Origin of the sequence: Paramagnetospirillum caucaseum (genome assembly GCF_000342045.1) — a bacterium.
Lineage (GTDB): Bacteria > Pseudomonadota > Alphaproteobacteria > Rhodospirillales > Magnetospirillaceae > Phaeospirillum > Phaeospirillum caucaseum.
This window is the reverse complement of sequence record NZ_AONQ01000011.1, coordinates 79,256-87,478: the sequence shown is the minus strand read 5'-3', so window position 1 is coordinate 87,478 and position 8,223 is coordinate 79,256. Positions and strand designations below refer to the sequence as shown.

18 protein-coding genes are annotated in these 8,223 nt (G+C 63.6%); 16 read left to right on the top strand and 2 right to left on the bottom strand.

Annotated elements, in window-relative coordinates; translation table 11 throughout:
* Positions 1–278 precede the first annotated feature (278 nt).
* Together H261_RS06020 and H261_RS06015 are read right to left on the bottom strand one after the other, a co-directional pair.
* Positions 279–674, bottom strand: a complete 396-nt coding sequence (locus tag H261_RS06020; RefSeq protein WP_008615464.1) for a type II toxin-antitoxin system VapC family toxin — start codon at positions 672–674, stop codon at positions 279–281.
* Positions 675–908, bottom strand: a complete 234-nt coding sequence (locus tag H261_RS06015; RefSeq protein ID WP_008615461.1) for an antitoxin — start codon at positions 906–908, stop codon at positions 675–677.
* A gap of 251 nt (positions 909–1,159) precedes the next feature.
* On the opposite strand from H261_RS06015, the gene rpsJ reads away from it, so the two are divergent.
* Genes rpsJ through rpsH form a run of 16 tightly spaced genes read left to right on the top strand, consistent with a single transcriptional unit; the run spans position 1,160 to position 8,218 of the window.
* Positions 1,160–1,468, top strand: a complete 309-nt coding sequence (rpsJ, locus tag H261_RS06010; protein ID WP_002725423.1) for a 30S ribosomal protein S10 — start codon at positions 1,160–1,162, stop codon at positions 1,466–1,468.
* Between the two features lie 11 nt (positions 1,469–1,479).
* Entirely contained in the window at positions 1,480–2,169 is a 690-nt protein-coding gene (rplC, locus tag H261_RS06005) for a 50S ribosomal protein L3 (RefSeq protein WP_008615458.1), read from the top strand.
* Positions 2,170–2,181: 12 nt separating this feature from the next.
* The gene (gene rplD / locus H261_RS06000; protein ID WP_008615456.1) at positions 2,182–2,802 is read left to right on the top strand and encodes a 50S ribosomal protein L4; all 621 of its coding nucleotides are present in this window, start codon (positions 2,182–2,184) and stop codon (positions 2,800–2,802) included.
* A complete protein-coding gene (locus H261_RS05995; protein ID WP_008615455.1) occupies positions 2,799–3,107 on the top strand; it encodes a 50S ribosomal protein L23 in 309 nt (102 codons plus the stop codon). Before rplD ends, H261_RS05995 begins: the two co-directional genes overlap by 4 nt.
* A gap of 4 nt (positions 3,108–3,111) precedes the next feature.
* Complete coding sequence (gene rplB, locus H261_RS05990; protein ID WP_008615454.1) at positions 3,112–3,939, top strand: 50S ribosomal protein L2; 828 nt, start codon at positions 3,112–3,114, stop codon at positions 3,937–3,939.
* A 13-nt stretch (positions 3,940–3,952) separates the two neighbouring features.
* Positions 3,953–4,231 (top strand): 30S ribosomal protein S19, encoded by a 279-nt coding sequence (rpsS, locus tag H261_RS05985; RefSeq protein ID WP_008615453.1) that lies wholly within the window; start codon positions 3,953–3,955, stop codon positions 4,229–4,231.
* 3 nt (positions 4,232–4,234) lie between these two features.
* Positions 4,235–4,621 carry a 50S ribosomal protein L22 gene (gene rplV / locus H261_RS05980; RefSeq protein WP_008615452.1) on the top strand — a complete coding sequence of 129 codons (387 nt, stop codon included), beginning with the start codon at positions 4,235–4,237 and terminating at the stop codon, positions 4,619–4,621.
* A 4-nt stretch (positions 4,622–4,625) separates the two neighbouring features.
* Positions 4,626–5,309 carry a 30S ribosomal protein S3 gene (gene rpsC, locus H261_RS05975; protein WP_008615451.1) on the top strand — a complete coding sequence of 228 codons (684 nt, stop codon included), beginning with the start codon at positions 4,626–4,628 and terminating at the stop codon, positions 5,307–5,309.
* Between the two features lie 18 nt (positions 5,310–5,327).
* The gene (rplP, locus tag H261_RS05970; RefSeq protein WP_008615450.1) at positions 5,328–5,744 is read left to right on the top strand and encodes a 50S ribosomal protein L16; all 417 of its coding nucleotides are present in this window, start codon (positions 5,328–5,330) and stop codon (positions 5,742–5,744) included.
* A 2-nt stretch (positions 5,745–5,746) separates the two neighbouring features.
* Positions 5,747–5,950 carry a 50S ribosomal protein L29 gene (gene rpmC / locus H261_RS05965; protein ID WP_008615442.1) on the top strand — a complete coding sequence of 68 codons (204 nt, stop codon included), beginning with the start codon at positions 5,747–5,749 and terminating at the stop codon, positions 5,948–5,950.
* A 14-nt stretch (positions 5,951–5,964) separates the two neighbouring features.
* Positions 5,965–6,204, top strand: coding sequence for a 30S ribosomal protein S17 (gene rpsQ, locus H261_RS05960; RefSeq protein ID WP_008615439.1), 240 nt, complete (start codon positions 5,965–5,967; stop codon positions 6,202–6,204).
* Positions 6,205–6,236: 32 nt separating this feature from the next.
* The gene (gene rplN, locus H261_RS05955) at positions 6,237–6,605 is read left to right on the top strand and encodes a 50S ribosomal protein L14 (protein ID WP_002725445.1); all 369 of its coding nucleotides are present in this window, start codon (positions 6,237–6,239) and stop codon (positions 6,603–6,605) included.
* A gap of 2 nt (positions 6,606–6,607) precedes the next feature.
* Complete coding sequence (rplX, locus tag H261_RS05950; protein ID WP_040475808.1) at positions 6,608–6,928, top strand: 50S ribosomal protein L24; 321 nt, start codon at positions 6,608–6,610, stop codon at positions 6,926–6,928.
* 17 nt (positions 6,929–6,945) lie between these two features.
* Positions 6,946–7,485, top strand: coding sequence for a 50S ribosomal protein L5 (gene rplE / locus H261_RS05945; protein WP_008615436.1), 540 nt, complete (start codon positions 6,946–6,948; stop codon positions 7,483–7,485).
* Between the two features lie 15 nt (positions 7,486–7,500).
* Complete coding sequence (rpsN, locus tag H261_RS05940) at positions 7,501–7,806, top strand: 30S ribosomal protein S14 (protein WP_008615435.1); 306 nt, start codon at positions 7,501–7,503, stop codon at positions 7,804–7,806.
* A 13-nt stretch (positions 7,807–7,819) separates the two neighbouring features.
* On the top strand, positions 7,820–8,218 hold the full coding sequence (gene rpsH / locus H261_RS05935) for a 30S ribosomal protein S8 (RefSeq protein ID WP_008615434.1): 399 nt from the start codon (positions 7,820–7,822) through the stop codon (positions 8,216–8,218).
* Positions 8,219–8,223: the final 5 nt, after the last annotated feature.

Genomic DNA, 8,223 nt, shown 5'->3' with positions numbered 1-8,223 from the left:
AGTCTTTCGAGACCACTTGCTTGAAACAAGACACCCCCGGAGGGAAACCTCCGGGGGTGTTTTGTTTTGCGGCGGGGAAGGGGATTGGGCTGCTGCCCAAACCCGCCCGGAGGAAAATCCTCCGAACCTCCTTTTCATTTGTCGGGATGCATGACACGCCTATCCACAAGATCTGTCATCCCGAGGCGTAAGCCGAGGGATCTCATCCTGGAACGGCTTTTTCTGCTCGAAATCAGCATTCAAGGCGAAATTGTGTGCGGGACTTTCGTCTTTAGGTCTCATCGCCAGTTCTCCACCCTCAGCCCTTCCACCCTCCGGAACTCGCCCTCGTTGGCGGTGACCAGGGTGACGCCCAAGGCCAGGGCATGCGCGGCGATCCACAGGTCGTTGCCGCCGATGGGGCGTCCCTCTCGCTCCAGAGTCGTCCTTATCTCACCGTAGACCGAACTGGCCGGTTCCTCTAAGGCCAAGACCTCGATGGTGTCCAGGAGTGCCGCCACTTGCGCCGACAACCGTGCGGAGCCTTTGCGGATGGCCCCGAACCGCAATTTGCCGGCGCAGATGATGCTGGTGCAGACTTGGCCCTCACCAACCTCGGCAAGGCGGAGTGCCGCAGGCCCCTGGGGATGACGTAAAAGGTCGGACAGGACATTGGTGTCCAGCAGGTAGCGCATTCACAGGTCCACCGGCTCGGGCGGCGGATCATCGATCTCGGGAAAGTCCTCGTCCAGGGGTTCGAGCGTCGCCAGCAATGCCAGCAAAGACCGCTTTCGCACCGGCTCCAGGATCAGCCGGTCGCCCTCCTTGCGCAGGATGGCGTCTTCGCCCGGCAGTTCGAATTCTCGCGGGATGCGGACTGCCTGATTGCGGCCGTTGCGGAACAGGCGAACATGGCGTTCATGGTTCATGGAGACCTCCTGGCCTATGTCGCAGCATAGGCCAATTCCCGGCCCGCCTCAACAACCGTGGGCCATGCGGAAGAGTCCTGTTGCCAAGCCCTATGAGTCTCTGTATAAGGCTGCCTTCGGCTTCGGCCTCATTCCGTAAGAGCGGGTTCGTCACGGCGGATTTGCTGACTGCGGGAGGCTCTTTGAATTTACTGTTTTCACCGATCGGCGCCCCGACGGGGCGCCTTTCCGATTTGACGGATGACTTGAACATGGAAAGCCAGAACATCCGCATCCGCCTCAAGGCGTTCGATCATCGCGTGCTGGATCAGTCCACCCGCGAGATCGTCAACACCGCCAAGAGGACCGGGGCGCAGGTGCGCGGTCCGATCCCGCTTCCGAGCCGGATCGAGAAGTTCACCGTGAACCGTAGCCCGCACATCGACAAGAAGTCGCGTGAGCAGTTCGAGATTCGGACTCACAAGCGGCTTCTGGATATCGTCGACCCGACCCCCCAGACCGTGGACGCGCTGATGAAGCTCGACCTGGCCGCGGGCGTCGACGTCGAGATCAAGCTCTAAGGAACCTAACAATGCGCTCTGGTCTCATCGCCCAGAAGGTCGGCATGACGAGGATCTTCACCGCAGACGGCGCCCATGTGCCCGTCACCGTGTTGAAGGTCGACACCTGTCAGGTGGTCTCGACCCGCTCTGTGGAAAAGGACGGCTACGTTGCCGTTCAGCTTGGTGCCGGTACCGCCAAGGTGAAGAATGTGAGCAAGCCCGCTCGCGCCAACTTCGCCAAGGCCAAGGTCGAGCCCAAGAAGAAGCTGGTGGAGTTCCGCGTCACCGCCGAGAACGTTCTCGATGTCGGTACCGAACTCTCCGCCGCCCATTTCATCCCCGGTCAGTACGTGGACGTGACCGGCACCACCATCGGCAAGGGTTTCGCCGGCGGTATGAAGCGCTGGAACTTCCGTGGCCTCGAAGCCACGCACGGCGTTTCGGTGTCGCACCGCTCGCACGGCTCCACCGGCCAGCGCCAGGACCCCGGCAAGGTGTTCAAGGGCAAGAAGATGGCCGGTCACATGGGCGATGAGCAGGTGACCACCCAGAACCTCACCGTGGTGTCCACCGACGCCGATCGCGGCCTGATCCTGGTCAAGGGTTCGGTTCCCGGTCACGAAGGGTCCTGGGTGCTCGTCCGCGACGCGGTGAAGCGCAAGCTGCCTGATGGCGTGCCGTTCCCGGCCGGCGTCAAGGCCGCGGCCTCGGCCGAGTAAAGGATCAAGGCGATGAAGACGAACGTAATCAGCCTGGACAACCAGACCGTCGGCGAGATCGAGCTGGCCGACGAGATCTTCGGTCTGCCGGTGCGTGGGGACATCCTGTTCCGCGCCGTCAACTGGCAGCTGGCCAAGCGCCAGTCGGGCAACCACAAGACCAAGACCATCAGCGAGATCTCCGGCACCACCAAGAAGCCCTTCGCTCAGAAGGGCGGCGGTCGTGCCCGTCAGGGTTCGCTGCGCTCCGCCCAGTTCCGTGGCGGCGCCACCATCTTCGGCCCGGTCGTGCGCTCCCACGCCCACGACCTGCCCAAGAAGGTCCGCAAGCTGGCCCTGAAGACCGCGCTCTCGGCCAAGGCCGCCGACGGCAAGCTGATCGTGGTGGACTCGGCCGCGGCCGGCTCGCCCAAGACCAAGGACCTGGCCGCTCGCCTCGGCAAGCTGGGCCTGAGCTCGGTGTTGTTCATCGACGGTTCCGCCGTGGACGGCAACTTCGCTCTGGCCAGCCGCAACATCCCCTATGTGGATGTGCTGCCGCAGCAGGGCGCCAACGTCTACGACATCCTGCGCCGTGAAACCCTGGTTCTGACCAAGGACGCGGTCGCCGCCCTGGAGGCTCGCCTGAAATGAGCAAGCTCGTCATCAGCAAGGAGCGGATGTACGACGTCGTCCGCGCCCCCGTGATCACCGAAAAGGCGACCATGGGCTCCGAGTTCCGCCAGGTCACCTTCAAGGTGCCGCTGGACGCGACCAAGCCGGAGATCAAGGCCGCTGTCGAGGGTATTTTCGGGGTGAAGGTCACCGCCGTGAACACCCTGATCGCCAAGGGCAAGGTCAAGCGCTTCCGCGGCCGTCCCGGCGTGCGTTCCGACGTCAAGAAGGCGGTCGTGACGCTGGCCGAGGGCCACTCCATCGACGTGACCACGGGAGTCTGACGCCATGGCACTGAAGACATTCAAGCCGACGACGCCGGGCCGCCGCCAACTGGTCCTGGTCGATCGTTCGGAACTCTGGAAGGGCAAGCCCGAGAAGGGTCTGACCGAAGGCCTGCGCTCCAAGGGCGGCCGCAACAACACCGGCCGGATCACCGTCCGCTGGCGTGGCGGCGGGCACAAGCGCCGGTACCGCATCATCGACTTCAAGCGCAACAAGTTCGACGTTGCCGCCACGGTCGAGCGTCTGGAGTACGATCCCAACCGTACCGCCTTCATCGCTCTGGTCAGCTATGCCGACGGTGAGAAGGCCTACATCATCGCCCCGCAGCGTCTGGCTGTCGGCGACCAGGTGATCGCCTCCGAGAAGGCCGACATCAAGCCGGGCAACGCCATGCCGCTGAAGAACATCCCCGTTGGCACCATCGTGCACAACGTGGAGCTCAAGGTGGGCAAGGGCGGTCAGCTGGCCCGTTCGGCCGGCACCTACGTCCAGCTGGTGGGTAAGGATCAGGGCTATGCCCAGCTCCGCCTGTCGTCGGGTGAACTCCGCATGGTTCGCGGCGAGTGCATGGCCACCATCGGTGCCGTGTCCAACCCCGATCAGCAGAACGTCTCGCTCGGCAAGGCTGGCCGCGCCGTGTGGATGGGCCGTCGCCCCTCCGTCCGCGGTGTCGCCATGAACCCGATCGACCATCCGCACGGCGGCGGCGAAGGCCGTACCTCGGGCGGCCGTCATCCGGTCACCCCGTGGGGCAAGCCCACCAAGGGCAAGAAGACTCGCAGCAACAAGAAGACGGACCGGCTCATCATGCGCCGCCGTCAGACTCAGTAGGAGGGGCTGAAAAATGGCTCGTTCCGTTTGGAAAGGCCCCTTCCTCGACGGCTACATGCTGGGAAAGGCCGACAAGGCCCGCGCCAGCGGCCGCAACGAGGTCATCAAGATCTGGTCGCGTCGTTCGACCATCCTGCCGCAGTTCGTGGGACTGACCTTTGGCGTCTACAACGGCCAGAAGTTCATCCCGGTGCTGGTGACCGAGAACATGATCGGACATAAGTTCGGCGAGTTCTCCCCCACCCGCACGTTCTACGGCCACGCGGTCGACAAGAAGGCGAAGAGGAAGTAAGCCATGGGCAAGAAACCCGCAGACAGGGTCCTGGCGGAGACCGAGGCCAAGGCTTTCCTGGCCACCATCCGCACCAGCCCGCGCAAGCTCAACCTGGTTGCCGAAAGCATCCGTGGTCTCAAGGCCGACGTGGCGCTGAACGCCCTGACCTTCTCGAAGCGGCGCATCGCCGTGATCGTGCGGTCGGTGCTGCAGTCCGCCATCGCCAACGCCGAGAACAACCACCAGCTCGACGTCGACCGTCTCTATGTCGCCGAAGCCCATGTGGGCAAGGCCATGGTGATGAAGCGTTGGAAGGCGCGCGCCCGTGGCCGCGTCGGCCGGATCGAGAAGCCGTTCAGCAATCTGACCGTCATCGTGCGCGAACGCGCCGAAGCGGCGGGGGAGTAAGCAGATGGGTCAGAAAGTCAATCCGATCGGCCTGCGCGTCGGCATCAACCGCACCTGGGATTCCCGGTGGTTCGCGGATGAGACCTACGCCAAGCTGCTGCACCAGGACCTGAAGCTGCGCAAGTACCTGCGCGAGAAGCTGGCCCAGGCCGGTGTGTCCCGCGTGGTCATCGAGCGTCCGGCCAAGAAGGCCCGCATCACCATCCATACCGCCCGTCCGGGCGTGGTGATCGGCAAGAAGGGCGCGGACATCGAGGTGCTGCGCAAGGAACTCTCGAAGATGACCGGTGGCGAGGTTCACCTCAACATCGTCGAGATTCGCAAGCCGGAACTGGATGCCCAGCTGGTGGCCGAGTCCATCGCCCAGCAGCTCGAGCGCCGTGTCGCCTTCCGTCGCGCCATGAAGCGCGCCGTGCAGTCGGCCATGCGTCTGGGCGCCCAGGGCATTCGTATCAACTGCTCCGGCCGTCTGGGTGGCGCTGAAATCGCCCGCATGGAGTGGTACCGCGAAGGCCGCGTGCCGCTGCACACGCTGCGTGCCGATGTGGATTACGGTGTGGGCACCGCCCGCACCACCTACGGCACCTGCGGCGTCAAGGTTTGGGTGTTCAAGGGCGAGATCCTCGCCCATGACCCCATGGCCCAGGACAAGCGGGCCGCGGGCGAAACCGCCCCGGCCGGCCGTTGATCGAGAAGGGTTTGAGAGATGCTTTCGCCCAAGCGCACTAAATTCCGCAAGGCCCACAAGGGCCGGATCAAGGGAGTGACCAAGGGTGGCTCCGCCTTGAATTTCGGCGCCTATGGCCTCAAGGCCCTGGAGCCCGAGCGGATCACCGCCCGCCAGATCGAGGCCGCCCGCCGTGCCCTGACCCGTCACATGAAGCGTCAGGGCCGGGTGTGGATCCGCATTTTCCCGGACCTGCCGGTCTCGTCCAAGCCTGCCGAAGTCCGCATGGGCTCCGGTAAGGGCGCGCCCGAGTTCTGGACCGCCCGCGTGGCTCCCGGCCGCATCCTCTTCGAGGTGGACGGCGTGGCCGAGGAAATCGCCCGTCACGGTTTTGCCCTGGCCGCTGCCAAGCTGCCGATCAAGACCAAGTTCATTTCTCGGATCGGGGATATCTAGCCATGGCGACCAAGGCTGCCGATCTGCGCCAGAAGAGTGTTGACCAGCTCAAGGAGCAGGTCATCGCGCTCAAGAAGGAGCAGTTCAATCTTCGCTTCCAGCGGGCCTCCGGCCAGCTGGAGAATACCGCCCGGGTGCGTGCCGTGCGTCGCGAGATCGCGACCATCAAGACGCTGCTCGGCGAGCGCGCCAAAAGCGCGTCCTAAGGAGGCCCATTCAAATGCCGAAGCGCATTCTTCAGGGCGTCGTGGTGAGCGACAAGATGGAAAAGACCGTGGTGGTCAGCGTCGAGCGGCGCGTGATGCACCCGATCTACAAGAAGTTCATCCGTCGTTCCAAGAAGTACCACGCCCACGACGAGAACAATGTTTTCAAGGCCGGCGACACCATCCGCATCCGCGAATGCGCGCCGATCTCGAAGACCAAGTGCTGGGAAGTGATCGTCGAGCCCCAGGCTTGACGGTTGCGAACTGGAAATAAGGAAGAGACATCATGATCCAGATGCAAACCAACCTGGACGTCGCCGATAATTCGGGTGCCCGCCGGGTGCAGTGCATCAAGGTGTTGGGCGGCTCGCACCGGACCATCGCCACGGTGGGCGACGTCATCGTCGTTTCCATCAAGGAGGCGATCCCGCGTGGCCGCGTGAAGAAGGGTGACGTCCATCGCGCCGTCATCGTCCGTACCGCCAAGGAAATCCGTCGCGCCGACGGTTCCGCGATCCGGTTCGACACCAATGCAGCCGTCCTGATCAACAAGCAGGGCGAGCCCATCGGCACCCGTATTTTTGGCCCCGTCACTCGTGAGCTTCGCGGCAAGAAGTTCATGAAGATCATCTCTCTGGCTCCGGAGGTCCTCTAATCATGGCTTCCATGAACGTGAAGAAGGGTGACCGGGTCGTCGTCCTCGCCGGCAAGGACAAGGGCAAGAAGGGCGAAGTCATCGCCGCCATGCCGTCCGAGCAGCGCGTCATCGTCTCTGGTGTGAACATGGTGAAGCGCCACACCCGTCCGTCCGCCACCCAGCAGGGTGGCATCGTGGAGAAGGAGGCATCGATCCACGTCTCCAACGTCGCCCACGAGGACCCCAAGGACGGCAAGGCCACCCGCATCGGTCACAAGATCCTCGAAGACGGTCGGAAGGTGCGCGTCGCGCGCCGCTCCGGCGAAGTCATCGACCGGTAAGCCGAAGGAACAGACAGATGGCACGTCTGCGTAAGCACTACGATACGGTCGTCAAGCCCGCCCTGCAGAAGGAGTTCAACTACGCGAACCCCATGCAGGTGCCGAAGCTGGAAAAGATCGTGATCAACATGGGCGTCGGTGAAGCCGCCCAGGATTCCAAGAAGATCGAGTCGGCCCTCGCCGAAATGACCCTGATCTCCGGCCAGAAGCCGGTCAGCACCAAGGCCAAGATGTCCATCGCCCAGTTCAAGCTGCGCGAAGGCCAGGTCGTGGGCTGCAAGGTCACCCTGCGGGCCGAACGGATGTACGAATTCCTCGACCGCCTGATCAACATCGCCCTGCCGCGCGTCCGCGACTTCCGCGGCGTGCCGGGCAAGAGCTTCGATGGCCGCGGCAATTACTCGCTGGGTCTGAAAGAGCAGATCGTCTTCCCCGAAATCGACTACGACAAGGTCGAGACCATCCGGGGCATGGACATCATCTTCGTCACCACGGCCAAGTCCAACGAGGAAGCCAAGTCGCTCCTCAAGGGCTTCGACATGCCGTTCGTGGCCTGATTGGAGATTTAGGCAATGGCTAAGATCAGCTCGGTCGAGCGCAACAAGAAGCGTGAGCGTATGGCGGCCCAGTTCGCCGCCCGCCGCGCCAAGTTGAAGGCGATCGCCAACAACCGTGAAGTCAGCCCGGAGGAGCGCTTCGAAGCCTCCCTGAAGCTGGCGGAGCTGCCCCGCAACTCGTCCAAGATCCGCGTGCGTCTGCGCTGCGAGGTCACGGGCCGTTCGCGCGGTAACTATCGCAAGTTCAAGCTGTGCCGGAACAAGCTTCGCGAGCTCGCCTCGCAGGGCCAGATTCCCGGCATGGTCAAGTCCAGCTGGTAAGGGAGGACGCTTCATGTCCATGACCGATCCTCTCGGCGATCTGCTGACCCGCATCCGTAACGGCCAGCGGGCCAACAAGTCCACCGTTGTCTCGCCGGCGTCCAGCCTGCGCGCCAACGTTCTCGAGGTGCTCAAGCGCGAAGGCTACATCCGTGGCTACGCGCGTGCCGAGCTGCGCCCCGGCGTCGCTCAGCTCAGCATCGAACTGAAGTATCATGAGGGCCAGCCGGTTATCCGGGAAATCTCGCGCGTGTCCACTCCCGGCCGCCGCGTTTATTCCAAGATCGCCGACCTTCGCCGCGTCGCCAACGGGCTGGGGATCACCATCCTCTCGACCCCGCGCGGCGTGATGTCCGACTCTGAGGCTCGCGCCCAGAACGTCGGCGGCGAAGTCCTCTGCGAAGTGTTCTAACGGAG

What these genes read in the sequence shown, in the direction of transcription:
- rplX (WP_040475808.1), top strand. Translation starts at nt 6,608, where the DNA reads ATGGCTTCCATGAACGTGAAGAAGGGTGACCGGGTCGTCGTCCTCGCC.
- rpsC (WP_008615451.1), top strand. Translation starts at nt 4,626, where the DNA reads ATGGGTCAGAAAGTCAATCCGATCGGCCTGCGCGTCGGCATCAACCGC.
- rplB (WP_008615454.1), top strand. Translation starts at nt 3,112, where the DNA reads ATGGCACTGAAGACATTCAAGCCGACGACGCCGGGCCGCCGCCAACTG.
- rplP (WP_008615450.1), top strand. Translation starts at nt 5,328, where the DNA reads ATGCTTTCGCCCAAGCGCACTAAATTCCGCAAGGCCCACAAGGGCCGG.
- H261_RS05995 (WP_008615455.1), top strand. Translation starts at nt 2,799, where the DNA reads ATGAGCAAGCTCGTCATCAGCAAGGAGCGGATGTACGACGTCGTCCGC.
- H261_RS06020 (WP_008615464.1), bottom strand. Translation starts at nt 674, where the DNA reads ATGCGCTACCTGCTGGACACCAATGTCCTGTCCGACCTTTTACGTCAT.
- rplD (WP_008615456.1), top strand. Translation starts at nt 2,182, where the DNA reads ATGAAGACGAACGTAATCAGCCTGGACAACCAGACCGTCGGCGAGATC.
- rpmC (WP_008615442.1), top strand. Translation starts at nt 5,747, where the DNA reads ATGGCGACCAAGGCTGCCGATCTGCGCCAGAAGAGTGTTGACCAGCTC.
- rplE (WP_008615436.1), top strand. Translation starts at nt 6,946, where the DNA reads ATGGCACGTCTGCGTAAGCACTACGATACGGTCGTCAAGCCCGCCCTG.
- rpsJ (WP_002725423.1), top strand. Translation starts at nt 1,160, where the DNA reads ATGGAAAGCCAGAACATCCGCATCCGCCTCAAGGCGTTCGATCATCGC.
- rpsH (WP_008615434.1), top strand. Translation starts at nt 7,820, where the DNA reads ATGTCCATGACCGATCCTCTCGGCGATCTGCTGACCCGCATCCGTAAC.
- rplC (WP_008615458.1), top strand. Translation starts at nt 1,480, where the DNA reads ATGCGCTCTGGTCTCATCGCCCAGAAGGTCGGCATGACGAGGATCTTC.
- rplN (WP_002725445.1), top strand. Translation starts at nt 6,237, where the DNA reads ATGATCCAGATGCAAACCAACCTGGACGTCGCCGATAATTCGGGTGCC.
- rpsN (WP_008615435.1), top strand. Translation starts at nt 7,501, where the DNA reads ATGGCTAAGATCAGCTCGGTCGAGCGCAACAAGAAGCGTGAGCGTATG.
- rpsS (WP_008615453.1), top strand. Translation starts at nt 3,953, where the DNA reads ATGGCTCGTTCCGTTTGGAAAGGCCCCTTCCTCGACGGCTACATGCTG.
- H261_RS06015 (WP_008615461.1), bottom strand. Translation starts at nt 908, where the DNA reads ATGAACCATGAACGCCATGTTCGCCTGTTCCGCAACGGCCGCAATCAG.
- rplV (WP_008615452.1), top strand. Translation starts at nt 4,235, where the DNA reads ATGGGCAAGAAACCCGCAGACAGGGTCCTGGCGGAGACCGAGGCCAAG.
- rpsQ (WP_008615439.1), top strand. Translation starts at nt 5,965, where the DNA reads ATGCCGAAGCGCATTCTTCAGGGCGTCGTGGTGAGCGACAAGATGGAA.